The following is a 22,609-nucleotide window of genomic DNA, read 5'->3' on the forward strand; positions in this document are numbered from 1 at the left end:
GCGATTGCTCACCACGGCGGTATCTCGAATACGATTGCGATCAATGTACTGGCCACCAGGCCGCAGCAGAAAAACGTAATCGGTGTCTTCGTTGGCCAGCGCCCGCTGGACCCGGAGGATCCGCCAGCAGCACTCAAGGGCATTATTGGTCTGGCTTTTATGGCTGAGAAGTACAAATTGATCACCCTGAACTCGGTTGGCGAAGGTCAGATCAATGTCTGCGGCGAAGGCGGCGATATCAAGGCCGGCGACTACATCACCACGTCCAGCATGCCTGGCAAGGGCATGCGCCAGGCGGACGATGTTTTACATTCCTACACGGTCGCCAAGGCGCGCGAGCCGATTTCATTCAACACGCCATCAGAAACCCGTTTGATCGCCTGCACCTACCACTGCGGATAGCCATGATAATTTCAACCCGATACATACCCGCAAGATTCGATGCCATGACCGTCTGGCCTCTCATCCTGGTACGGCCGGCCTCGCGTGGCGACAGCGCGCTGCTTTTGCACGAAATGGTGCATTACCGCGAGCAGCGCAATTGTGGCGTGTTGCCATGGCTGTTGCGTTACGCCATGTCGGCACGCTTCCGCCTGGGCGCCGAAGTGCGCGGCTACCGCGCACAACTGGCTGCCGGCGGTATTTCTCTGGAGCGTGCCGCCGCATTGCTCATGCGCTACGGCGTCGATATCACCTATGCGCAGGCGGTTGCTTTGCTCAAGGCATCCAAGGATTGAACCGATGACGAACCTGCGAATCATTTATGACAATGCCGCCGACCGTGCCGCGCTGACGGCATCGAGCCAGGCCGGCGCGCTGGGCGTGGTCAACCTGCAGCGCGAAGGAAAGCATGAGGTGCTGCGCTCGATAGGACTGGCCCTGAGCGTCACCGCCACCTGGCCCACGCCCGAGATCATCGGCGGCGTGGCCCTGCCATTTTGCAACCTGACGCCAACGGCGACGATCCGCGTGCACGGCTACGTCGAGCCAGGCGATGCTGTGCCCGATTTCGATACGGGCGCCGTGGCGGCATGCGAGTACGCCAGGCTGGGCATGTGGGACTGGGGCGCGCTGCAGCTGGGCGTGAACGCCTTCAGCTACGGCGGCGGCACGTATGCGCGCTGCTGGCTCCCGATGGTCAGCATCAAGAAGCTGATCATCGAACTGGCCGATCCGGACAACCCGGCCGGCTACATCGAGGCGGCGCGCCTGGTGATCGGCCCTTACTGGAGTCCGGAGCAAAACGCCTCGTATGGTGCCGGCGTCACGTCGGTCGACACCAGCACCCAGTACCGCAATGGCGCCGGCGGGCAAACAGTCGGACGTGGTGCGCTGTATCGCAAGCTCACGCTTGCGCTCGATCATATGACTCCGCTGGACCGAGCCGAGGTGTGGCGCATCGTGCGCGGCAACGGACTGTCGCGTCCGTTGCTGATCAGCCTGTATCCAGACAGTGACGACGGCGAGCTCGAACAGGCGCACCAGGTGTACGGCCGCATCGCCAGCAATTCCGCCATCACCACCCCGTACTACCAGGCATATGCCACCAACATCGAAATCGAGGAAATGTAATGGGCGACTTTTTTTACTATGGCCAGAAGGATACGATTCGGCGCCTGAATGAGCTGGCCGGGCGCGGCGCTGTGGTGGCATCGTATACGCCAGCGGTGGGGCGGTCGCCACTTGGCGGGCCGAATGGAAAGATCACGCCGGAGTGGCTTGATCCTGGGCTCCCCCTCAGAACGGATATTGCTTTCGGGGTAAGCACCACCGCCAAATACGGCTATAACTACGCGACTAATGGTGCTGGGATCACTCGCTGGATACTTATTGCTACGATTGGCGAGTCAAATGCGGGAGCAAATGCAAACCTACTTATTCGTGGTGTGTTTAATAATAGCTGGGCCGCATCTAGTTCAAGCCCCTTCACTATATTCATGGGTGTGCGCGAGGGGTTCTATGTGGACTGGCACATTGAAGGTCCAATAATTTGGCAATCTCGCATCATGGTCGTAAGACGTGCCGACGGAAAGCATGACGTTTATGCTTTTTTTGATAGTAGTGTTTTTTCAACTATGTCATTCGATTTGACTGGGATAAACACAACGACGTATGCATTGCCTGTTGAAACTAACTCGACACCAGCGGGAACGGTAGTATTTGATTCGGCGACAGGGCCGGGAAACCCAATCCACATTCCACCACGGTGGAGGGGCGCTTCAAACGCTGGCGGAAAGGGTCTTCTAGTTAATGAAATACTCTCGGTGGGCGATGGATCAATTACTACGTCGTCATTGGCCCCTGGCGGCCTCAATATGGCGGCTGGCCAGGAAAGGGATAGCTTACGAATTGGAGTTGGAGGAGTAGCGGGAACCACCTCCCCCGGCTGCTTCAGCTGGTTCACGTCTGCGGGCAATAATAATGGGGTATCCAACAACCTGTATAAAGATAGTTACAATATGACTCTCAGGGCATATGACACACAATCAAATTACTGGGGTGGCGATCTAATTACGGTGAAAGGAACTGGTATAGTGTTTGTGCCACTGTTAAAGGCAGGCAGTACTGACGCATCTACCTTGCGCCACAATATTAGTAGAGGCAATTCTCAGGGTAATGAAATTCTGTATGTCGGGAGAGATGGTGCCGTTGCTCCAAGCATAGCTGTTCTCGCAGCGGACGGTACTGGCGGGTGGAATAACTCAGGGAATGTACTCTACATTGGGAAGAATTCTTCATCGGGCAGGAGTGTATCTTCTGCTGGCACTGTTAATACCATGGGCAACGATTACGCCGAGTATATTTTCAAAAGCTCGATGTGCGGCATCGTAGCTGCTGGCCAGATTGTTGGCATCACCGCCGATAATAAAGTCACTGACATGTGGGCCGATGCCGTCATGTTCTCGATCAAATCGACCGCGCCCTCGTTCGTTGGTGGTGATTCCTGGGCCAACGACGTAGGAGCGCGCCCGCCTGCCCAGGCTGGAGCAACGCCGACCCAGCCCCTGCGCCGTGAAGACGTAGTCACGCAGCAGCCAGTTCCCGGCACTAATCCACCGGAATATGAGGACGTGGTACCGGAGGCAGGTGACACCAATGACGAGTGGGCAGAAAAGCAGGCCGCCTACACCGCCGCGCTGGCCGCCCACAGCATCGCCGTTCAGCAGGACGCCGAGGCCATGGCCACCTTCGACGCGGCGCTGGAAGTCGAGCGCCAGAAGGTCGACCGCATAGCCATCGCCGGCCGCGTGCCGGTCAACGTGCAAGGCGCCCAGCCAGGTGAATACATCGTGCCGGTGCAGGACGGTGCCGGAATCAAGGGTATTCCCGTCCGCAAGGCAGACCTCACGCATTCGCAGTACCTCGATGCCGTCGGCCGCGTGATTTCGATTGAGCCCGACGGCAGGGCCTATGTGATGGTCAAGGTCGTGTAGCACAGCAGCACTCCACCACAAACCCGCTTCGGCGGGTTTTTTCATTTCCAGCATCAGAAAAATACTGTCTCACCTTTCCCTAGAAATGAGACAGCCATGCTCGTAATGTCAGCGCTAGCTGCTGCTCTAGAGCAATCCACCCACATACTCAATCCGAAAGGCCAATATGGCTGAACCTGCAAGCAGCACCGTCGGCATCGCCATCGCCGCCGGCACCATCACCCTGACCGGGTCCATCCTGGGCGTGCAGTATGACGCGCTGCTGGCCGGCCTGGCCGGCGGCCTAGTCTCACTTTCCTACCTGCCACCCATGCGTGGACCGCAGATCGCCGGCAGCGTGATCGGCTCCTCGCTGATCGCCGGCTGGTTCGCGCCGGTGGCTAGCGTCACCGCAGCCAATTATTTCCCATTCCTGTCGAGCGCCGGCGAATCGGGTATCCGTATCGCCGCCGCAGCGGGCCTGGGCCTGTGCGCCCAGGTCATCATCCCGGCCGCATTCGCCTGGTTGCGCAAGAAAGGAGACGTGCCATGAACATTTTGTATTTGATCGACATGGCGGCGGCGGCCATCGTGCTGGCGCGAGGGCTGTTCGTCGAGCTCAATCACATGCGGCCTGGCACGGGCAGCCCTATCCGTATCACGTGGATCGCGCTCACGGCCGGTGCCGCCGCCGTGCTGCTGTTCGGCGTGACACCGGCCTGGCCCGAGGTGCTGCTCCATTGTGGCATCGCTGCGCTAGTCTGCGTCGACCGGCGCTCATCGTTCTGGAAGGGATCGTCATGCAACTGAGTAAAAATTTCTCACTGGCCGAACTGGTCGCCTCGCAGGTGGCCACCCGCAAGGGCATCGACAACACCCCTGCACCCGCCATCGTCGCCAACCTCACGCGCCTGGCCGTGCTGCTGGAGCAGGTGCGCGCGCTGGTGGGGGCGCCCATTGCCATTTCCAGCGGTTACCGCTCGCCCGCGCTGAACAAGGCCGTGGGAGGCGCGGGCAATAGCGCGCACGTGCAGGGCCTGGCCGCCGATATCAGCACGGCCAAGCTGACGCCCAAGGCGCTGGCCCTGCTGATCCGCCAAAGCGATATCGCCTTCGATCAGTTGATCTACGAGGGCACGTGGGTGCATATCGGCTTGTCGACGGGCGCGCCGCGTCGCCAGGTGCTGACGGCCAAGTTTGCTGGCGGCGGCATCATCTACGTGGCGGGCATCGTATGAGCGCGCTGGGCACGTTGGCGGCCGGCGCCGTCAGCGGCATCTGGAAGGCGGCGGCTATCGCGCTGGCTGCCATGCTGTTGCTGGTGGCCAGCTCCACTGGCACCTGCTGGTGGCTTGCCGCCAGCGACCGTGATGTGGCACGCGCGGCGCTGGTGCTGGAGCAGGGCGTCAGCGCGCAGCTGCGCAGCTCCATTGCCGAGCAAAACCGCGCCATCGATGGGATGGCCAAGGCAACCCTGGCGGCACAGGCGCGCGGCGCGGCGGCACAGGCGGCCGCCGCTGCCAAGGGCAAGAAGTATGACGCGGCCCTGGCGCAGGTCGCTGGCGCGCGCGCCAACACCTGCGACGAGGCTATGCCGGCCGTCAGGCTGCTGCTGGAGGGCGTGCGATGAGCATTCAGCTGTCAAGGAACGCTTTACAACTTATCTCTGTCATGCTGCTTGCCGGCTGCGCCAGCGCGCCGCCGGCTCCCGTGCGCGTCGAGATTCCAGTATTTACACCATGTGTAAAGGTGCAAATGCCGCGCCCGACCTACGAATTCGACAAGCTGGCGCCGACGGCAACGGATGGAGAGATCGTCCTGGCGTTGGCGCGAGACTGGCTGCGTGGTCGGAGGTATGAGAGCGAACTGGAGGCGGTTGTGGCAGGGTGCCGCTAGATTCCTACACCGTCGCCCCACGGATTGCCGTCACGCTAGCCACAACCGGCACGGAGTTGCAGTAGTTCGACCACACCTGCATCAGCAGGATGCGTTTCTCCAGTAGGTCGCCTCGGCGATACGCGGCCTCGACCTTATCCGGCAAGCTGTGCGCCAGCGCGTGTTCACACACCTCGCGCGGGAACGAGTTCGCAACCGATTCCGAGCACCAGTCGCGGAACGTCGACCGGAAGCCGTGCACGGTGATATCGTTCCGATCCATCCTGCGCAGCACTGCCGTCAGGCTCATATCGGATAGCGGCGTGGCCCTTTTACTCCCAGGGAAAACATGCTTTTCCACGCGCGGCATCTGCTTGAGCAGCGCGATCGCTTCGGCCGATAGTGGGATGCGGTGCTCCCGGCCGGCCTTCATCCGGACGGCCGGGATTGTCCACAGCGCGCAGTCCAAGTCGATTTCCTCCCATACCGCGCCTCGGACCTCGCCTGACCGAGCCGCAGTGAGGATCGCAAATTCCACGGCGCGCGCCGACATGCCGTCGCGCTGGCGCAGCTCTTTCATGAATCCGCCCACATCCTGCCACGGCAGGGCAGGGTGGTGCTTCACCCTCCCAAGCTTGCCGGGATCCGCCAGCAGGTTATCCAGGTGGCCGCGCCATCTTGCCGGATTTTCGCCAACGCGGTACTTGCTGACGGTCGCCCAGTCCAGAATGCTCTCGATACGGCCGCGCAACCTGGTGGCCGTCTCCGTCTTTTCCTGCCAGATGGGGCTCAGCACCTTGACGACCAGGCCGGTGTCGACGGCGGCCACGGGCAAGTCTCCGATAAAGGGCGCGGCGTAGGTCGCCAACGTGTTTTCCCACTGCTCCGCGTGCTTGACGTTTTTCCAGCTGCCACGGTGCGCGGCGATGTAGGCGCTGGAGCATTGGTTGAACGTGATTGCCCGAGCGCGATCCAGCGCATCGGTCAGCTTGTCGGCAGCACGCGTTTCCAGTGGGTCTTTCCCTTCCAGCAGCAGCGCCCGGCAATCCCGCGCCTTGCCACGCGCCTCGGCTAGGGTTACAGTGTGCACGGCGCCAAGGCCCATCTCGCGCTGCTTGCGCTCGCGCGTATAGCGGAAGATCCAGCTCTTGGTGCCTGTATTCGATACCTGCAAGTACAGGCCTGCACCATCGCCAAAATACCCAGGCGTTTTTGCCCGACTCACTGTCAATGCCGTCAATTTTTCAACCGTCCGCGCCATCTCCTACCCCCATTCCTACCCACACATAGAGTGCGGATTTTACCGTACTCAAGCGACGCCAAGCGGACTAATTGGAAAAAATAACGCATAAAATCAAGGGCGTAGAGGCATCAAGCGACGTTTTGCGAACATCACTTTGGCGGACACCGTCTCCGCCAGAATCAAATAAAAAAGCCTCCCCTGCGGGAGGCTTTTTTATTTGTCTGGACGGAACGGTGGGATTCGAAGGGTTGGGCCGTGCCGGCCCAACCCTCTCCGAATCGCCCAAGCACCGCGCTGCGCGCGGGCCGTTGGCCGCGCAGCGGCCAACGCCGTCCCCTCACATCAGGCACTAGCAGCCAGCGCCCCATCGGCCCCATCCCCCTCAGCCATAAATGCAACAAGTGACTTAGTGTGAGTATTGACTCTTTGTCATTATGGATAATAGCAATGTTACTAATTTAAAATAATTATATGCATGGCCAGCCATGCTTCCATTGCCGAGTCCAATCAAGGAGTTGTCATGTCCTATCGTCTTCCCCGCAGGCACGCGTTGCTGTGCCTGGCCGCCATGCCGTTTGCCTGCAGTACCGCCTTCGCTGCGGAAAGCAGCGTTAATCTCAATCTCGACCTCGATCTGAAGTCCGTGCCCAATGTCGAGCTGCGCCTGCTGCAGGAGCCGCCGAAACTGAAGGCGCGCGCCAGGCCTGCCAACCGCGCGGCGAGCAGGCGCGACGAGTTTGAAAAATCCTATGACATGTATATCCGCTATGCCAACGGCACCATCTATAACCCGACCACGGCCAAGCATGACAAGGTGCGCCTGCGTTCCTACCAGCAGACGAACGGCCTGGCGCTCGATGGACGCGACGAGAATGCCGCCACCTTCATGGCGCCCACCGTGGTGATGGCGCCGGGGCAGACCGTGCGCTTCAAACTGTACAACCAGTTGCCGGCGCTGCCTGCCGAGCAGTGCGCTACAAAAGATATCAATGCGGCGCGTCCGCGCGGCTGCTTCAACGACACCAATCTGCATTCGCATGGCTTGTGGGTCTCGCCTTCTGGCAATAGCGACAATGTGTTGATATCGATCAAGCCTGGTGTGGATTTCGAGTATGAATACAATATTCCCATCGACCACCCGGCCGGGACGTTCTGGTATCACCCACACCAGCATGGCGCGACGGCGATGCAGGTCGCCAGCGGCATGGCCGGGGCGCTGGTGGTCGAAGGCGAGCGTTATCCGACCGCCACGGCGAATGGCGACCTTGACGTCGTGCTGAAACAGTTCCAGCCCGATGATGGCAGTGGCAGCGCCGGCGAAGTGATGCTGCTACAGCAAATTCCGTATGACTGCCCCAGCAACAGCCTGGTGTCGGCGAGGCCGTGCGACAAGGATGCGGTGGGCGTGCTGGAGGATTTCGATCAGGTCGAAGACAAGAATGCCTGGCTGAAGTCGGGCCGCTATACCTCGGTCAATGGCAAGGTGCAGCCGGTGCTGAAGATGAAGACGCAGCGCCTGTATCGCTGGCGCATGATCGACACGGGTTTCCAGGCAACCGTGGTGCTGCGCATCCGCCGCGCGAATGATCCGCAAAAGCTGTTCAAGGCGCTCAGCGTGGCCAACCAGGACAAGGACGTGATGGAGTTGTGCGATGGCGAGGACGTCACGCAGTTCGAGGTGGCCAGCGACGGCTTGACGCACGACCGGATCATCCCCAAGACGCTCAATTACCTGCAACCGGGCTACCGCAGCGATATCCTGTTTTCGCTGCCGAAAGCCGGCGCCTATTGCGTGTATGCGGAAACCAACGTCAACAACATGACGACAATGCATGACGTCAACAACACGCGCTTGATCGGCGTGATCGCCGCCAAGAGCAACGCCAAGGCATCGTCCCGCGCCAGGGCGGGCGAGTCGCCGCGCGAATTCCTGCTGGCCGAGTTGCGCAATGCCGTCAAGAGCCTTCCCGGTGCCCAGTTGCCCGATAGTGTCAAGAGCACCATCCTCGGCGACCTGGAGGATGGCCTCAAGCTCGGCAAGTTCGTCCCGCATGCCAGTTTCAGCGCGGCGGCAAAGGACGCGATGCGCGGCAAGACGAAAGAGTACGCGACCTTCAATATTGCCACGGTGGACGGCAAGACCCGTTTCATGGTGGAAGGCAAGCCGGAAGACTCGCCGACCCCCGAGATGAAGTATGTCTATGATCCGCACCGCGTCGACCACACGCTGGTGCTGGGCACCGAGCAGATTTGGGAGCTCGCTTCGAAGAATGGCAACCATCCCTTCCATATTCACGTCAACCCCTTCCAGATCATCGGCATCACCCGCACCGACGGCGGCACGGTCGATGCGCAGTACCAGGATCTGATCGGCACGTGGAAAGACACCTTGCTGGTGATGGCGAACCACAAGATCGAGATTGCCACGCGTTATCAGCGCTACATCGGCGAATACGTGCTGCATTGTCACATCCTCGAGCATGAAGACCAGGGCATGATGCAAAACGTCAAGGTGGTGCTTCCGGATGGCAAGGGCGGTGGCGACGTGGGCGGACACGGCCACTGAGCGTTCCTGGCGCAAGCGCGCTTGCCGCGCTTGCACCCCTTCCAACCTGTCTCTGGAGCATCTGCCCATGTTACGCATGAAAACCTTGACCTTTTCCCTGCTGGCTGGCCTGGCGTGCACCGGCGCCCAGGCCGGCGCCGACACGGGCGCGCTGGCTGTCGCCCGTTGCAGTCCCGCGTTGTTGGCCCAGGCGGAGCAGGGCGGCGCGCGCGTCGTGCGTTACCGCAAGAATATCGATGACTTGACTCCGGCCGAGCTTGACGCTTTCAAGCATGCGGTGAGCGAGATGAAACGCAAGAGTCAGGAAAACGTGTACGATCGGCGCGGCTTCCTGTGGCAAGCCTGGGTGCACAACTGTCCGTCCGTCGATGTGTTCAACGACCGCCAGGCATCCCTGCCTGGCGAGGGCTTGAAGTGGCTGCTGAGCGACCCGTCGCGCAATAGCTGCGATGTTGCCTATTTCCTCGACAAGCCGCCGACGCAGGACAATGCCCATCTGGAATTCCCGGGCGAGTGCGAACACCAGAAAAATACCTTCCTGCAATGGCACCGGGCGCAGCTGTATTTCTATGAGCAAGCCTTGCAGGCCGCCGATCCGAATGGCGAGCGGGGACCGAGCACGCGCAATGTCGCGCTGCCGTACTGGAACTTCACTCGCAAGCCCAGCGGCGTGCGCTATCCGAAAGCCTTCGAGGACGTCGATTCGCCGTTGTATGACTCGACCCGCATCAAGGGTAGCCTCGACAGTTCCATGGCCACCGCCTCGCCGAACTTGCTGGGCTACCAGATCTACTACATGGACTGGAACAATTTCGGCGGCGACGAGTATGGCAGCGGCGGCGGTGGCAACCTGGAAACGCGCATCCACAATCACATGCACGCCTTTTACATGGGCGGCAATATGGGGGACAACATCACGGCAGGCCTGGACCCGCTGTTTTACGCCTTCCATAATTTTCTCGATTACAGTTTTGAAAAATGGCTGGATGAGCATGGCGACAGCGGCATCCGGGGCAGCGGCCGCAACACCTTCCTGCGCAGCGAACAGGATGCCGGCCTTGCCAGGCCCGTCGGCTGGAATGCGGGCGATGGCGATCCGCAGCGGACCGATTCGGGCAGCTATACGGCGAACATGGGGCAGGCCGGGATTTACTTCGACACCATCAAGCAGGGGTATGGCTTCCAGCCCACCTATGGCGGCGAGTTCGTGCGGAAAAAGGACTTGCAAGCACTGATCGATCAGCGTCAGCAAGCCGGTTTCGCCTTTGGCGACAACCAGAAAAGCCTGTTCGCCGCCCTGTTGAGCGATGAGGCCAGCGATGGCACGGTCGCCCGGCCCGACGTCGTCCTGAACGGCAGCTATACCATCGCCAGGGCGCCGCTCGCCAAAGACAAGCGCGCCAACTTGCACCTGGATCGCGCCCATGCCATGGAAGACTACAGTTTCCAGGCCGATGTGTATCTGCACCCTGCGAACGTGGCCGTGCGGCTCGGCGACAAGCAGTTCCGCGACCGTTACCTGATCACCAGTACCAGCCACTGGGCGCTGTCCGGCACGCATGCGCACAAGGCTTACGCCATCGACGTCGATATCACCAGCATCGTCGACAGCCTGGTGCCTAGGAAGCGCGGCCAGACATGGCGCATCACGACGGCCATTACCACCAATGACAAGGGGCGCGGCCTGATCCGGCAAGACGATTTCTCCAAACCGTCGGTCGCCATCGTCGATCGACGCTCGCCTCCCCAGCCCAGCTATGAAGGAGTGAAATGATGAGCGCGCCAAAAAGCTTCAAACGCGATGTGCAAGGCGTGTTTTCCAAATATGTCGCGGATATGAACAAGGTCAAGCTGAACAACCCTTCGTCCTCGGGCGTGCGCCTGCTGCGCCTGAACGAGTATGAGAGCGTGAAGGATTTCTACTACCAGATTCAGGTGGCCCTGCATGGCTACGACTATGACACGGCGAGCGGGACGTGGCTGGTGAGCGCCGCGCACCGCCTGCCGCAACGGGGCGGCAAAGAGGGCGAGTATGTCCAGTCTGCGCCCCATCCCATGCCGCCTGACGGGCCGATGCCGCAGGAAGGCATCGACATGTTCGACCAGTGGGTGCGGGACGGCATGCAGCCGTAAGTTTCGCGTGCCTGGCGGCACAGACATCTTCGATTACCAGGAGTTCAGCATGGCATACACCGCGTTAAGAATCCATCCGGCCATCGGCATCGCCCGTGTCGGCAACAGCGAAGAATATTATCTCGGTCCGGAAAGCATGGCGGGCATGGAGTTGCAGGGCAAGACCTGCACGGGGGGCTTGCCGATCCGGCCGGGCACAGAAGACACCACGATCCTCAGCACCGAACTGCGCGACGGCAGCGGGAAACTCAAGCGGCAGGCGGCCCGTTTCCGGATTTTTCAATATGCTTTCGATGACGCGGCGGGTACTGAAACGTACCCGCTCGGCAAGCAGGGCACGCCGGTCGAAGTGGTCATCGGCAGCATGGTCGATGGCAAGCGCGTCCAGGACATCGTGTGGACCGTGCACCTGGCCAACAAGAAGGCGAATAGCTGGCTGGGTGGCGATGGCGTCGCCCCCTTTGAGCATGGCCGCGCGCCGGACATGCGCAACAAGAACTTCATCGGCGACGAGCTGCAGCGCCGTACACTGCTGGTCATCGACGCGGGTCCGCGCACGCTACTGGCATCGCGCCAGGCGGTGCTGCAGTTTGACGCCGCCACCGAACCTTCCTGCGTGAATGCCGACAGCGGCGCCGTATGCGCCTTGCCCGCCTATCCCGTGTCGTTTCCCCGCAGCGGGCCGCCAGGCGCGGATGGCCATGGACCTGGCGCCATCACGGGCGGCATCATAGCCTCGCTGGGCGCCATCACGACGGAAAACAATGGCCGCCTGCTGGTACTGGGCGGCTATGGCAAGGCGTGCGGCTTTGACGCGCAAGGCAATTATTCGGCCAGTGCCAGCCTGGGCGACAATGTCAACAACGATCACTGGTTCGATGACGTGGCCGATGGTCCCGTCACGGCCAGCCTGGTCTTCGCCGACGGTAGCAGCCGTGCCGTCGAGGGCAGCGCCTGGGTGATCTCCAGCGACCCGTCGTATGCGCCGCAAACGGCCAGCGTGGTGTCGCTGTGGGACGACCTGTATTGCACCTGGCTGGAAAAGATGGCGCTGCGTCCCGCCATTTATGCGGACGGCAGTTACCAGGCCGCCTACCGCTGCGATTTCAGTACCGATGTGCAGCCGATCCTGCGCGCCGTCTCGCTACAAAAGTGGACCACCAGCCTGCCGCCGCGCGCGATCAAGGAGCATGACCGGCTGGGCAAGATGGCGGCCGACGGCTTGAAGGGCTACCGCATCATGAACTTCATCCGCGATCCGGACCAGCCGGAGCTGGCGACGGCGACGCCGCAAATGCCCTTGTCGCTGGGCGACGCGGGCAGCGGCCTGCTGACGCTGACGCGGGCGCAGTACTTTTTCATGAAGCAGTGGGCGCACGAGCACTATGCGCCGGCCGGCAGCGATGCCGTGCTGGGTGCCGGCGAGGCGCTGGACCGCACGGTCCTGTTCAACTGCCTGGGCGGCCGTTACAGTCCCGGCATCGAAATGAGTTTTATCGTGCGCGACCCCGGACTGTATAGGCAGGCATGGCGGCGCCACGACAGCGGCGGACCGTTCCGCATCAACGGCGAGCGCCTCGATTACCGCAAGGCCGTCAAGGACAAACCTTTTCTGACGGGCGGATACACGCCGCTGCGCGGCGAGGCGGTGCAGCCTGGCGACCTGTCCAAGTTCATGGCCCTGCCGTGGCATACGGATTACAACTCGTGCGCCACCCATTTGCCGGAAACGCCGCCCGGGCGCCAGTTGCTGAATAATCAGGAAGCGATCGATGCGGCGACGGCGACCCCTGGCAATGGCATCAATACGCTGCTGTACTCGTCCTGGCCGGCGCAGCGGCCTGTGGCCGTCTACACCTACGATGACGTCGTTGCCAGCGGCACGGATTTGCCGACGCCGCGTTTTTCCGTGCGGGGCAAGGGCACGCGGGCCGATGACGTGCCATCGACCACGCCCGCCGACGCGGAAATCGACCGGCCGGCCATGCATGTAGGGCGCTATCAGGACCGCGCGCAGTTCTTGCTGAACTGGCCGCGCATCGGGGTGGTGGTGCAAAGCACGGCCATCCCGCAGGCGCAGGGCAAGCAGAATATCTGCCGCGACTACTACCTGGAAGTCGAGAGCCTGTTCGACAGCGATGAAAGCAATCTGGTCGAGTATTGGCGCAACACGGCCATTGACAAGGTGTACCGGCCGAAGCCGCAGCCGAAACCGAAACTCTGATGCCGGCGCTTGCAGACCGTCCCGGCGCACCATCGCCATCGCGGCAACGCTACCGGGTCGCCATCATCGGCGGCGGCCCGGCCGGCTGCGCTTGCGCGCTGGCGCTGGCCCTGCATGGCGTGCACGACGTGCTCGTCATCGAGGCGGGCGATTACGCGCAATTTTGCATCGGCGAGAGCATTCCGCCCGAAGCCAACCGCCTGTTCCAGGCGCTGGGCATTGCGCAGGAGTTCTTCGCCGAGGCGCACGCGCCTTGCCATGGCAGCTGTTCCTGGTGGGGCAGCGACAAGCGCGGCTACAACGATGCGCTGATGCATCCGCTGGGCCACGGCTGGCATCTGGAGCGTTCCCGCTTCAACCGTTTCCTGGCCCGGCAGGCGCGCTTGCGCGGGACGGAGGTGCTGACGCGCGCCAGCCTGGCCACGTCGGCCCCGACGCCAGGCGGCGGCTTTGCCCTGGAATTGATGCTGGGCGATCCGGCGCACCCGCAGCAGGCCACTATCCATGCCGACCTGGTGGTCGATGCCAGCGGCACGCGTGCCGTCTTCGCGCGCCAGCGCGGCAGCCGCAAGGTCGAAACGCTGCCGCTGGTATGCCTGGCCATGCGCTTCGCCGCGCCGGTTGGCGCCCGTTCCGGCCTCACGCACCTGGAAGCGGTCGAACATGGCTGGTGGTATGGCGCCCATCTGCCCGACGCCACCTTGCTGCTGGCGTTTTACAGTGACGCGGCCACTGTCAAGGCGCGGCGCTTACAGCAGTCCGGACACTGGCTGGCATGGCTGGCGGCCGCGCCCAACACGGCTGCGCTGGCCCGCGGCGCAGTGCCGCTGGCAGGCGGCGTGCAGAGTTTCCCCGCGCCGTCCTACTGCCTCGACCGGCTGCATGGCGATGGCTGGCTGGCCATCGGCGACGCCGCCTCGGCCTTCGATCCCGTCACCTCCCAAGGCATCGTCAAGGCGCTCGCCAATGGCATGGCGGCCGCTGGCGCCATCGCCGGCCACGCCACCCTGGGCGCGGTGGCGCAATCGGTGGCGCTGCGCCATGCGCAGTACCTGGCGCAGCGCCGGCAATACTATGCATGGGAGCAGCGCTGGCCTGCTGCGCCGTTCTGGCGCCAGTTGCACGCCGGTGCGCAGGCTGCGGCTTCCTGAGGCAGGCAGTCTACTGCGCGCGCGTTTGCACCTTGAGCGACCGCATTCCAGTCTTCAAGCCCAACAAGCGCGATTCAATTGAATCATGTGCCGGAAAGAAATATACAAAATAGCTAATATGAGCGCTTTGATTGCGTGCCGCAGGTGCTTTCCGGCCGTCATCGTCTTTCCACGTGAACCGGAGAAAGCATGAGTACGATGAAATGCGCGGCCGCTGCGGCCCTGTGCGCCAGCCTGTCGCCCGCCATGGCGGCGTCCACCCCGGCCGCACCGCCGTTCCTTGATGTGCTTGTCTATCAGTACGCCAATTGCGTCCGGCTTGCCTATCACCAGGCCGATCTGCTGGTGCAGGACGGGACGGGGCGCTACCAGATCGACGTCAAGGGCGAGGCCTACACGGTCGAATTGCAGGAACGCATGGGCTTTTCGCTGCAGGCGGGTATCGGCGGTCCCGTGGCGGCCGTCGTCAAGCTGGACCGGCCACCCAAGGGGCAGTTCGAGGAGCAGGCGCGCTGGCGCGAACGCTGGCTGCGCGATGTGGCTGAGCGCAGCGGCGTGGCGCTGGAAGAGAGGACGCTTGAGGGCGGCGCGCGCCTGCTGACCGTCAACAAGGGAGAGATCAAGGGCAATTATGTGGGCCAGTCCCTGTTGATCGATCCGGCACGGCTGTTGTTCATCGACATGGCATGGCCGAACACCCTGGACATCTATCGCGGCCCCGACGGCTTACGGCAGGTGCGGCAAGTGCAGGATGACGTCTGGAAGCGCATGCTGTCCTGCCCGCCTGCCGCATGATGCGACGGCGCTCGCATGCCCCTCGCGCGCACGCGCATACACAAATAATAATGATTCTCATTTATAATGTCGAGCTATGGGGTAGCGATGGGCTGGCGCCACGGCGCCATGGGCGGTGAAGGAGGGCATGATGGGCAGTGTGTATGGCAACGAGGACGCGATTGCGCATGAGCATCGCGTGCTGATGGGCGAGTATGGGCGGGCGCAGGCCCGTTGCAGTGCGCAACTGGCTGCACAGGCGGCCCGTATCGCGCAGCTGGAATCCGAATTGATGTGCGCGCGGGCGCAAGTCGTGATCCGCGATACAAAGCTGGCGCTGGCGCGCGATGAGCTGGCCGAACTGGCGGCCAGCGTGCCGGGCTTGCCGACGCGTGCCCGGCTGGCCCGCAAGGTCGAGTGGCTAGGTGAAAGAGTCCAGGATCTGATGCGCGAATTGCTGCGCCTGCAATGGCTGTCCGCGCCTTCCGTCGTGCCCGTGCCCGCCCTGCAGGCCGACGTGCGCGAAAAAGCCGTGCTGTATGTGGGCAGTTATCTGGACCAGAATGCGGGCCAACAGGCCGTCGGCGCCAACGTGGCGCAGCTGGCCATCGAACAGGCAGGCGGGCGCTTCCTGCACCACGCGGGCGGCGATGATGGCGCTGACGATGCGGCGGCGCTGGAAGCGGGCCTGGTGGCGGCCGACCTGGTGATTTGCCAGACGGGCTGCGTCAGCCACGATGCTTACTGGCGCGTGCATGACCATTGCAAGCGCACGGGCAAGCAGTGCGTGCTGGTGGACCAGCCGCAAGCCATGCATTTCGTGCGCAAGGAGGCGCTGGCCGCTTCTTAACGTCCGCTTAATCCGCATGGGGCAGAATGGTCGTCCATTCAACGCCCCTGAAAGCGCCCATGCTGTCCCTGCAAATCGGTCCCCTGGCCCTGCCCACGGGCCTCGTCCTGCTGATCGTCTCCCTGTGCGTCGCCTATGGCGTGGCGTGGTGGTTGCGGCGCTATCGCCAACTGCCGGACGCCGGCCCCCTGGTTTCCGACCTGCTGATCGCCGGCCTGCTGGCGGCGCGCCTGGCGTTTGTCTTGCGCTGGCATGAACAGTATTTCAGCGCCCCCTTGGCGGCTCCCTGGTCCATCCTGAATATCCGTGATGGCGGCTTCATGGCGCCTGCCGGCATCGCTGCTGCAATGGCCATCGCTGCGTGGCGCTGCCGGCGTCCCGCCATGGCGGCCATGCGCCGGCCGCTGGCCATCAGCGTGACGTCCGGCGCGCTGGCCTGGGGTGTGTTGAGTGCAGGGATATCGCTGGCGTACGACAAGCCGACGGCCTTGCCTGTCGTGGCACTGCAAACTATCGATGGCGCACCGGTGACTCTGGCGGCGCTGGCCGGCGGCAAGCCCATGGTGGTCAACCTGTGGGCCAGTTGGTGCCCGCCATGCCGACGCGAGATGCCCGTGCTGGCGGCGGCGCAGCAGGCGCGCGCCGATATCGTTTTCGTGTATGCGAACCAGCGCGAGGATGCGGCGGCCGCCAGCGCTTTCCTGGAGAGGAGCGGCGTAACCCTGCGCAATGTGGTGCTCGACAGCGAGGCGGCGCTGGGCAAGGCGGCCGGTTCCTCGGCCCTGCCCACCACCCTGTTTTATGATGCCCATGGGCGCCTGGTCGATACCCACCTGGGCGAATTGTCCGATGCTTCGCTGGCCAGCAAGCTGCAAAAGATCGCGCCGCCGTCCTGACGTGGCATGTCCTTGCACATGCTGTTGATGCAGTCGCCATCGTTCCCGATGCGCGGCTTTTTTTTATCTCTGGCCGCCGGTCGGTTCTTTCTGATAGTATACCCCCCTATAGTATTTATCGAGATAAAATCATGGGACACACGGCGCACAACAAGACCAAGCTGCTCAATCGCGTGAAGCGCATCCGCGGGCAGGTAGAAGGCCTGGAGCGGGGCCTGGAAGAGGGCCGCGAGTGCGGCGAGGTGCTGCAACTGATCGCCGCCGTGCGCGGCGCCGTCAACGGCTTGATGGCCGAAGTCATCGAGGAGCACTTGCGCGAGCACGTGGCCAGCCCGACTATCTCCGGCGATGAACGGGCCAGGGGCGCCGACGACATCGCCGCCATCCTGCGCACCTACCTCAAATAATCCGTCGGAGAGACCAGCATGAAACTGCAACATATCGAAGAAGACCTGTCCGCCTGGCAGCACGAACACGTTTTTGGCGGGGCCAGCGACAAGGCGGAACGCCGCGCGCGCATCGTCATGTGGATCACCCTGGCGACCATGCTGCTGGAAATCGTCGCCGGCTGGTGGTACAACTCCATGGCCCTGCTGGCCGATGGCTGGCATATGAGTTCGCACGCGCTGGCCATCGGCCTGGCCGCGTTTGCGTACGCGGCGGCGCGCCGCTATGCGCGCGATCCCCGCTTTGCCTTCGGCACGTGGAAGATCGAGGTGCTGGCCGGCTACACCAGCGCCATCCTGCTGCTGGGCGTGGCCGTGCTGATGGTGGCCGCTTCCGTCGAACGGCTGTTCTCGCCGCAAGCGATACATTATCCGCAAGCCATGGCGGTGGCGGCCTTCGGCCTGTTGGTGAACCTGGTATGTGCGCTGATCCTCGGCGGGCACCACGACCACGACCACGACCATCAGCATGGACACGCGCATCACAATCACCATGATCACCATGGCCATGGCGAAGACCTGAACCTGAAGGCCGCGTACATCCACGTGCTGGCCGACGCCGCAACGTCCGTGCTGGCCATCGTTGCGCTAGCCGGCGCCTGGCTGTACGGCTGGCGCTGGCTCGATCCGGTGATGGGTATCGCGGGCGCAGTGCTGGTGGCGCTGTGGGCGAAGAAGCTGATGCACGAGACGGGCAAGGTCTTGCTGGACCGCGAGATGGACCACCCTGTGGTGGCGGAAATACGCGAGGCAGTGGAAGTGGAAAGCGCTGGCGACACGCCGCGCCTCGTCGACCTGCATGTGTGGCGCGTGGGCAAACAGCTGTATTCGTGCGCCCTGTCCGTGGTCAGCCGCGACCCCTCGCTGACAGCCGCCGAGCTGCGCGCGCGCATCGGCATTCACGAGGAAATTGTCCATAGCACCATCGAAATTGTTCACCGTCCTTGACAAGAATGGCGAAAAAAGCCCGCTGATGCAGGGCGTAGGCAGTATACTGTCGGCTTTTACAGCACGCGCTGTTCACCAGACAGAGAAGAAAATGAGCACATTACCACCATGCCCGCAATGCAAATCCGAATTCACGTATGAAGACGGCAGCCAGTTGATCTGCCCTGAATGCGCGCATGAATGGTCGGCCACGGCTGCAGAAGCAGCGGAAGATGGCGCCAAGGTATACCGCGACTCGGCCGGCAACATCCTGCAGGATGGCGACACGGTCAGCGTCATCAAGGACTTGAAATTGAAGGGCGGTGGCGGTGTCGTCAAGATGGGCACCAAGGTCAAGAATATCCGCCTGGTCGACAGCGACCACGATATCGACTGCAAGATCGATGGCTTCGGTTCCATGAGCTTGAAGACGGAGTTCGTCAAGAAAGTGTAACGCTTTTACCCGTAACACGGCGCGCTGGCTTCATTTCTGCGCGCCGTTTTTTTATTCAGAATCCATGCAAATCGACCATCTCCGCCAGCGCCTGCGCGCCTTGGGCGCCAAGCCTTTGCACGAACAACGCGTGCTGCGCGACTGGATACAGGCACAGCCGCACGACCAGGGCCGGCGCCGCGCCGAGGATTTCCTGCCGCTGCCCGTGCGCGATGCCCTGCCTGCGCTGGACGCCGAATTGCAGGGCATGCTGAAATTGCTCAGTAGCCATCCTGGCGCGGACGGTTCCGCGCGCCTGCTGGTGGGACTGCATGACGGCCAGACGGTGGAAAGCGTGCTGCTGCCGCGCGACGGCCTGTGCGTATCGAGCCAGGTGGGGTGCGCTGTGGGCTGCCAGTTCTGCATGACGGGCCGCGACGGCTTGATCCGGCAAGTCACCAGCGGCGAGATCGTGGCGCAGGTGGTGCTGGCGCGCACCCTGCGTCCCGTGAAAAAAGTCGTCTTCATGGGCATGGGCGAACCGGCGCATAACCTGAACAATGTGATGGAAGCGATCGAACTGCTGGGCACTGAGGGCAATATCGGCCACAAGAACCTGGTGTTTTCCACGGTGGGCGACCCGCGCGCGTTCGAGCGCCTGCCGCAAGGGCGCGTCAAACCGGCGCTGGCGCTGTCCCTGCACACCACCAAGGCGGAGCTGCGCGAACAACTGCTGCCGCGCGCACCAAAGCTGTCGCCGCGCGAACTGGTGGAGTTCGGCGAAGCGTATGCGCGCCTGACTGGCTACCCGGTACAGTATCAATGGACCTTGATGGATGGTGTCAATGATGGCGACGACGAGATGGATGGCATCGTGGCGCTCTTGCAGGGTAAATACGCCGTGCTCAACATGATCCCGTATAACACCATCGACGACTTGCCGTTCAAGCGCCCCAGTTGGGAAAAGGCGCGCGCCATTGCCGCCTCCCTGCACGCGCGCGGTGTGCTGACCAAATTGCGCGATTCGGCCGGGCAGGATGTGGAGGGGGGCTGCGGGCAGTTGCGCGCGCGCGCAGCAAAGGGGAAAGTCATTCCCATCCGCGCCAGCGCCGCTTAAACACCACCGAGCAAATCGTTTTCATTCAGTATCGCAAACGCGATCTCGGGATGCGCGGCCAGGCAGCGCCGCACGGCGGCCGGAATGGCGGCACGCGTCTTGCGGCACAGGCCAGGCTGCTCTTGCAGGCGGATATGGAAGCCGCGCACGGTGCGCACTTCGCCGCTGCCCGGCGCGATCTGCAATTCCACGCCCAGGTTTTCCTTCAGCAGCAGCTGCAGCTTTTGCAGCTGCGCATGCGTGGCGATGCCCTCGATGTGCGCCAGCAGGCGCTTTTCTTCCGTCAGGTTCAGACGCAGGATGGAAACGTCCGCTTGCGGATCGCGCAGCAAGCGCTCGCGCTCGCAGTCGCACAGCTGCGGCGGACACTCCTTGCGGACTTCAAAATCGACGATGCGCATGCTGGTGTTCCAGTGACGTTCCAATGGCGATCCCGGATCAATCAAGTAATCAAGTATCGTCCGCCACCTGGCGCGTGTCAATCAGCGCGGGCTGACGATCAGGCGCCAGCGGATAGCACCTTGCTCGCTGCTGTGCTGATGGTGGTTTTGCGGCGGCATGACGTGGCCTTCCGTCGACACGATCTCGTGCGCGCAGCCGTCGCAGCGGTAGATGCCCGAATACGGCACGGCTTCGCCGGGCGAGGTCAGTTCATCAAAACGTGGGTGCATCGAGCGGGCCACGTAGCTGGGGTTTTTGTAGTCGGCCATGGATTCCTCTGGATGTGGGCAATGTCACTATTCTGGCACACAATCGTGCATGGCCTTGACCGCGTGTCTTGGCGCGCGTGGCGCCCTGTGTTGTAATGTTGATCATCCCGATTGAGTACGCAAGGCCATGAGAACCCGCATCAAGATCTGCTGCATCGCTTCCATCGACGAAGCGCAACTGGCGATTGCCGCCGGCGCCGACGCGCTGGGCCTGGTGGCCGCCATGCCGTCCGGGCCCGGCCCGATTCCCGACGCGCGCATTGCGCAGATTGCCGCCTGGACGCCGCCGCCCGTGGCCACGTTCCTGCTGACCGCCGAGACGACGGCGCAGCGTATCGCCGAGCACGTGCGCGCCACGCAACCATCCACCGTGCAGATCGTCGGGCATATCGACCCCGGCGAGGTGGCGCAGCTGGCGCGCTTGCTGCCGCATGTGCGGCGCGTGCAGGTGATCCACGTGGCAGGGGCCGAGGCTTTGGCGCTGATTCCCGCCTATGCGCCCCATGTGCATGCTTTCCTGCTCGATTCGGGACGTCCCGGCGCATTGGTCCCGGAATTGGGCGGCACGGGCCGCACGCACGACTGGTCTGTCAGCGCGCGCTTCGTGCGCGCCAGTTCGCGTCCTGTCTTCCTGGCCGGCGGCCTGGACGACACCAACGTGGCCGATGCGCTGCGCCAGGTGCGCCCCTACGGCATCGACCTGTGCTCGCGCGTGCGCACCGATGGCAAGCTCGATGTCATGAAGCTGGCCCTGTTGATGGCGGCCGTGCGCGACGTGGATGCGGCGCTGTATGCGGAAGGTTAATCCGTCGTTGCCAACGCGTTCATCTCGCGCACGAACGCTTCCGTAAATGCCGCCACCATGCCGCTGGCCGCGCGCGGCGAGATCAGGCCGACGATGGAATGCGACTCCTCGTCCGGCAGCATGATAAAACGCACGCCGGGCGGTGCCACCAGGCGCATGCTGTCGGGGACGATGGCGATGCCCATGTTGGCCTCGATCAGGTTCAGCTGCGAGGTCTTGCGCGACAGGGCGCGCGCGGCCTTCGGAAAGAAGCCCTGCGCCAGGCACAGGCCCGCCACCAGATAACTGAGGCCGCCCCGGTCCTTGTGCGGGATCGAGACGAAGGCCTCGTCGCGCAGGGCGGCAATCGTCGTGCGCTGCAGCGCGGCCAGCGGCGACATCGCTGACACGGCTACCACCAGTTTTTCCGCAAACAGTTCGCGCACGATGATATTGGCGTGCTTGCGCAAGGTGGGCAGGCGCACCAGGCCCAGGTCGGCGCGGCCTTCCTCGATATCGGCCGCCTGGTTTTCCGACGAGCCTTTCGATACGTCCAGCGAAACGCCGGGAAATTGCGCCAGCAGCCGGTTCAACACGGCGCCGATGGCGGGCGTGAGGGTCACGGAGCTCGAATGCAGCAAGCGGATGATGCCTTGCGCCCCTTGCCCTACATGGCGCGTCTGGCGCACGGTTTCGTCGATGTCTTCGAGGATGCGCCTGGCCCGCTCATAAAATACCTGTCCCGCCGGCGTCAGTTCGATATGGCGCGCGTCGCGCGTCAGCAGCAAGGCTTGTACTTCGGTTTCCAGCTCCTTGATCTGACGGCTCAGGGCTGACTGTGCGATGTACAATTTTTCCGCTGCGCGCGAGTAGCTGCCTGCATCGACGACTTCGACAAAGTAGCGGAACTGTCTGATGGAAATCAATCGTATGCCTTTTCGAGATCGGTGAATGCCTGATTTGATATTAGCCTTGCCCCGGTGTTCAGGCTACAGTGGCCTGGTCTGCTGTCACTGCAAAGGAAAGACCATGCTGGAATTGATCGGGGTGCTGGGATTACTCGTCAG

26 protein-coding genes are annotated in these 22,609 nt (G+C 62.6%); 22 read left to right on the forward strand and 4 right to left on the reverse strand.

The window, feature by feature from the left end:
• From ACP7DE_RS26255 to ACP7DE_RS26295, 9 genes are all read left to right on the forward strand, one after another.
• Nucleotides 1–402, forward strand: a 402-nt coding sequence (locus tag ACP7DE_RS26255) for a hypothetical protein (protein WP_426074851.1), incomplete at its 5' end; no start/stop codon positions are given.
• A 44-nt stretch (nt 403–446) separates the two neighbouring features.
• Nucleotides 447–737, forward strand: coding sequence for a hypothetical protein (locus tag ACP7DE_RS26260; protein ID WP_426074852.1), 291 nt, complete (start codon nt 447–449; stop codon nt 735–737).
• A gap of 4 nt (nt 738–741) precedes the next feature.
• Nucleotides 742–1,572 (forward strand): hypothetical protein, encoded by an 831-nt coding sequence (locus ACP7DE_RS26265; RefSeq protein ID WP_426074853.1) that lies wholly within the window; start codon nt 742–744, stop codon nt 1,570–1,572.
• Nucleotides 1,572–3,434, forward strand: a complete 1,863-nt coding sequence (locus ACP7DE_RS26270) for a hypothetical protein (protein ID WP_426074854.1) — start codon at nt 1,572–1,574, stop codon at nt 3,432–3,434. Before ACP7DE_RS26265 ends, ACP7DE_RS26270 begins: the two co-directional genes overlap by 1 nt.
• 166 nt (nt 3,435–3,600) lie before the next feature.
• The gene (locus ACP7DE_RS26275) at nt 3,601–3,966 is read left to right on the forward strand and encodes a hypothetical protein (protein WP_071077676.1); all 366 of its coding nucleotides are present in this window, start codon (nt 3,601–3,603) and stop codon (nt 3,964–3,966) included.
• Nucleotides 3,963–4,223, forward strand: a complete 261-nt coding sequence (locus tag ACP7DE_RS26280) for a hypothetical protein (protein ID WP_426074855.1) — start codon at nt 3,963–3,965, stop codon at nt 4,221–4,223. Before ACP7DE_RS26275 ends, ACP7DE_RS26280 begins: the two co-directional genes overlap by 4 nt.
• Nucleotides 4,214–4,651, forward strand: a complete 438-nt coding sequence (locus tag ACP7DE_RS26285; protein ID WP_426074856.1) for a D-Ala-D-Ala carboxypeptidase family metallohydrolase — start codon at nt 4,214–4,216, stop codon at nt 4,649–4,651. The genes ACP7DE_RS26280 and ACP7DE_RS26285 overlap by 10 nt, the downstream gene beginning before the upstream one ends.
• Nucleotides 4,648–5,043 carry a hypothetical protein gene (locus tag ACP7DE_RS26290; protein WP_426074857.1) on the forward strand — a complete coding sequence of 132 codons (396 nt, stop codon included), beginning with the start codon at nt 4,648–4,650 and terminating at the stop codon, nt 5,041–5,043. Before ACP7DE_RS26285 ends, ACP7DE_RS26290 begins: the two co-directional genes overlap by 4 nt.
• Entirely contained in the window at nt 5,040–5,309 is a 270-nt protein-coding gene (locus ACP7DE_RS26295) for a hypothetical protein (protein ID WP_426074858.1), read from the forward strand. Before ACP7DE_RS26290 ends, ACP7DE_RS26295 begins: the two co-directional genes overlap by 4 nt.
• A gap of 4 nt (nt 5,310–5,313) precedes the next feature.
• Here the strand turns inward: ACP7DE_RS26295 and ACP7DE_RS26300 are convergent, their stop codons facing one another.
• The gene (locus tag ACP7DE_RS26300; protein WP_426074859.1) at nt 5,314–6,549 is read right to left on the reverse strand and encodes a tyrosine-type recombinase/integrase; all 1,236 of its coding nucleotides are present in this window, start codon (nt 6,547–6,549) and stop codon (nt 5,314–5,316) included.
• A gap of 502 nt (nt 6,550–7,051) precedes the next feature.
• Here ACP7DE_RS26300 and ACP7DE_RS26305 point away from each other — a divergent pair.
• The 12 genes from ACP7DE_RS26305 (at nt 7,052) to ACP7DE_RS26360 (ending at nt 20,048) form a co-directional block, all read left to right on the forward strand.
• On the forward strand, nt 7,052–9,097 hold the full coding sequence (locus ACP7DE_RS26305; protein WP_426074860.1) for a multicopper oxidase family protein: 2,046 nt from the start codon (nt 7,052–7,054) through the stop codon (nt 9,095–9,097).
• 67 nt (nt 9,098–9,164) lie between these two features.
• Nucleotides 9,165–10,871, forward strand: a complete 1,707-nt coding sequence (locus ACP7DE_RS26310) for a tyrosinase family protein (protein ID WP_426074861.1) — start codon at nt 9,165–9,167, stop codon at nt 10,869–10,871.
• Nucleotides 10,868–11,230: a hypothetical protein gene (locus tag ACP7DE_RS26315; protein WP_426074862.1), complete on the forward strand. Its 363-nt coding sequence runs from the start codon at nt 10,868–10,870 to the stop codon at nt 11,228–11,230. Before ACP7DE_RS26310 ends, ACP7DE_RS26315 begins: the two co-directional genes overlap by 4 nt.
• Nucleotides 11,231–11,279: 49 nt before the next feature.
• Nucleotides 11,280–13,454, forward strand: coding sequence for a LodA/GoxA family CTQ-dependent oxidase (locus ACP7DE_RS26320; protein ID WP_426074863.1), 2,175 nt, complete (start codon nt 11,280–11,282; stop codon nt 13,452–13,454).
• A complete protein-coding gene (locus ACP7DE_RS26325) occupies nt 13,454–14,605 on the forward strand; it encodes a tryptophan 7-halogenase (RefSeq protein WP_426074864.1) in 1,152 nt (383 codons plus the stop codon). Before ACP7DE_RS26320 ends, ACP7DE_RS26325 begins: the two co-directional genes overlap by 1 nt.
• Nucleotides 14,606–14,794: 189 nt before the next feature.
• Entirely contained in the window at nt 14,795–15,400 is a 606-nt protein-coding gene (locus ACP7DE_RS26330; protein ID WP_426074865.1) for a hypothetical protein, read from the forward strand.
• A 130-nt stretch (nt 15,401–15,530) separates the two neighbouring features.
• Complete coding sequence (locus ACP7DE_RS26335) at nt 15,531–16,229, forward strand: DUF2325 domain-containing protein (protein WP_426074935.1); 699 nt, start codon at nt 15,531–15,533, stop codon at nt 16,227–16,229.
• A gap of 59 nt (nt 16,230–16,288) precedes the next feature.
• Complete coding sequence (locus tag ACP7DE_RS26340; RefSeq protein WP_426074866.1) at nt 16,289–17,125, forward strand: redoxin family protein; 837 nt, start codon at nt 16,289–16,291, stop codon at nt 17,123–17,125.
• Between the two features lie 131 nt (nt 17,126–17,256).
• Nucleotides 17,257–17,532, forward strand: coding sequence for a metal/formaldehyde-sensitive transcriptional repressor (locus tag ACP7DE_RS26345; protein WP_426074867.1), 276 nt, complete (start codon nt 17,257–17,259; stop codon nt 17,530–17,532).
• A gap of 18 nt (nt 17,533–17,550) precedes the next feature.
• A complete protein-coding gene (dmeF, locus tag ACP7DE_RS26350) occupies nt 17,551–18,519 on the forward strand; it encodes a CDF family Co(II)/Ni(II) efflux transporter DmeF (protein WP_426074868.1) in 969 nt (322 codons plus the stop codon).
• Nucleotides 18,520–18,610: 91 nt separating this feature from the next.
• Nucleotides 18,611–18,952, forward strand: a complete 342-nt coding sequence (locus ACP7DE_RS26355) for a zinc ribbon domain-containing protein YjdM (RefSeq protein ID WP_426074869.1) — start codon at nt 18,611–18,613, stop codon at nt 18,950–18,952.
• Nucleotides 18,953–19,016: 64 nt separating this feature from the next.
• The gene (locus ACP7DE_RS26360; RefSeq protein WP_426074870.1) at nt 19,017–20,048 is read left to right on the forward strand and encodes an RNA methyltransferase; all 1,032 of its coding nucleotides are present in this window, start codon (nt 19,017–19,019) and stop codon (nt 20,046–20,048) included.
• Here ACP7DE_RS26360 and ACP7DE_RS26365 read toward each other — a convergent pair.
• Together ACP7DE_RS26365 and ACP7DE_RS26370 are read right to left on the reverse strand one after the other, a co-directional pair.
• Nucleotides 20,045–20,449 (reverse strand): hypothetical protein, encoded by a 405-nt coding sequence (locus tag ACP7DE_RS26365; protein ID WP_426074871.1) that lies wholly within the window; start codon nt 20,447–20,449, stop codon nt 20,045–20,047. The genes ACP7DE_RS26360 and ACP7DE_RS26365 overlap by 4 nt on opposite strands.
• Nucleotides 20,450–20,530: 81 nt before the next feature.
• Entirely contained in the window at nt 20,531–20,758 is a 228-nt protein-coding gene (locus ACP7DE_RS26370; RefSeq protein ID WP_070218305.1) for a hypothetical protein, read from the reverse strand.
• A 127-nt stretch (nt 20,759–20,885) separates the two neighbouring features.
• Between ACP7DE_RS26370 and ACP7DE_RS26375 the strand changes: the two genes are divergently transcribed.
• Entirely contained in the window at nt 20,886–21,563 is a 678-nt protein-coding gene (locus tag ACP7DE_RS26375; RefSeq protein WP_426074872.1) for a phosphoribosylanthranilate isomerase, read from the forward strand.
• Here the strand turns inward: ACP7DE_RS26375 and ACP7DE_RS26380 are convergent.
• A complete protein-coding gene (locus ACP7DE_RS26380; RefSeq protein WP_426074873.1) occupies nt 21,560–22,468 on the reverse strand; it encodes a LysR family transcriptional regulator in 909 nt (302 codons plus the stop codon). The genes ACP7DE_RS26375 and ACP7DE_RS26380 overlap by 4 nt on opposite strands.
• Between the last annotated feature and the right edge of the window lie 141 nt (nt 22,469–22,609).

Origin of the sequence: Janthinobacterium sp. DSP2-3-3, assembly GCF_049897325.1 — a bacterium.
Lineage (GTDB): Bacteria > Pseudomonadota > Gammaproteobacteria > Burkholderiales > Burkholderiaceae_D > Janthinobacterium.

Coding starts and splice junctions, on each gene's coding strand:
- ACP7DE_RS26315 (WP_426074862.1), top strand. CDS start 10,868: ATGATGAGCGCGCCAAAAAGCTTCAAACGCGATGTGCAAGGCGTGTTT.
- ACP7DE_RS26265 (WP_426074853.1), top strand. CDS start 742: ATGACGAACCTGCGAATCATTTATGACAATGCCGCCGACCGTGCCGCG.
- ACP7DE_RS26310 (WP_426074861.1), top strand. CDS start 9,165: ATGTTACGCATGAAAACCTTGACCTTTTCCCTGCTGGCTGGCCTGGCG.
- ACP7DE_RS26325 (WP_426074864.1), top strand. CDS start 13,454: ATGCCGGCGCTTGCAGACCGTCCCGGCGCACCATCGCCATCGCGGCAA.
- ACP7DE_RS26340 (WP_426074866.1), top strand. CDS start 16,289: ATGCTGTCCCTGCAAATCGGTCCCCTGGCCCTGCCCACGGGCCTCGTC.
- ACP7DE_RS26330 (WP_426074865.1), top strand. CDS start 14,795: ATGAGTACGATGAAATGCGCGGCCGCTGCGGCCCTGTGCGCCAGCCTG.
- ACP7DE_RS26305 (WP_426074860.1), top strand. CDS start 7,052: ATGTCCTATCGTCTTCCCCGCAGGCACGCGTTGCTGTGCCTGGCCGCC.
- ACP7DE_RS26300 (WP_426074859.1), bottom strand. CDS start 6,549: ATGGCGCGGACGGTTGAAAAATTGACGGCATTGACAGTGAGTCGGGCA.
- ACP7DE_RS26290 (WP_426074857.1), top strand. CDS start 4,648: ATGAGCGCGCTGGGCACGTTGGCGGCCGGCGCCGTCAGCGGCATCTGG.
- ACP7DE_RS26370 (WP_070218305.1), bottom strand. CDS start 20,758: ATGGCCGACTACAAAAACCCCAGCTACGTGGCCCGCTCGATGCACCCA.
- ACP7DE_RS26360 (WP_426074870.1), top strand. CDS start 19,017: ATGCAAATCGACCATCTCCGCCAGCGCCTGCGCGCCTTGGGCGCCAAG.
- ACP7DE_RS26270 (WP_426074854.1), top strand. CDS start 1,572: ATGGGCGACTTTTTTTACTATGGCCAGAAGGATACGATTCGGCGCCTG.
- ACP7DE_RS26285 (WP_426074856.1), top strand. CDS start 4,214: ATGCAACTGAGTAAAAATTTCTCACTGGCCGAACTGGTCGCCTCGCAG.
- ACP7DE_RS26375 (WP_426074872.1), top strand. CDS start 20,886: ATGAGAACCCGCATCAAGATCTGCTGCATCGCTTCCATCGACGAAGCG.
- ACP7DE_RS26275 (WP_071077676.1), top strand. CDS start 3,601: ATGGCTGAACCTGCAAGCAGCACCGTCGGCATCGCCATCGCCGCCGGC.
- ACP7DE_RS26320 (WP_426074863.1), top strand. CDS start 11,280: ATGGCATACACCGCGTTAAGAATCCATCCGGCCATCGGCATCGCCCGT.
- ACP7DE_RS26355 (WP_426074869.1), top strand. CDS start 18,611: ATGAGCACATTACCACCATGCCCGCAATGCAAATCCGAATTCACGTAT.
- ACP7DE_RS26365 (WP_426074871.1), bottom strand. CDS start 20,449: ATGCGCATCGTCGATTTTGAAGTCCGCAAGGAGTGTCCGCCGCAGCTG.
- ACP7DE_RS26280 (WP_426074855.1), top strand. CDS start 3,963: ATGAACATTTTGTATTTGATCGACATGGCGGCGGCGGCCATCGTGCTG.
- dmeF (WP_426074868.1), top strand. CDS start 17,551: ATGAAACTGCAACATATCGAAGAAGACCTGTCCGCCTGGCAGCACGAA.
- ACP7DE_RS26260 (WP_426074852.1), top strand. CDS start 447: ATGACCGTCTGGCCTCTCATCCTGGTACGGCCGGCCTCGCGTGGCGAC.
- ACP7DE_RS26335 (WP_426074935.1), top strand. CDS start 15,531: ATGGGCAGTGTGTATGGCAACGAGGACGCGATTGCGCATGAGCATCGC.
- ACP7DE_RS26295 (WP_426074858.1), top strand. CDS start 5,040: ATGAGCATTCAGCTGTCAAGGAACGCTTTACAACTTATCTCTGTCATG.
- ACP7DE_RS26345 (WP_426074867.1), top strand. CDS start 17,257: ATGGGACACACGGCGCACAACAAGACCAAGCTGCTCAATCGCGTGAAG.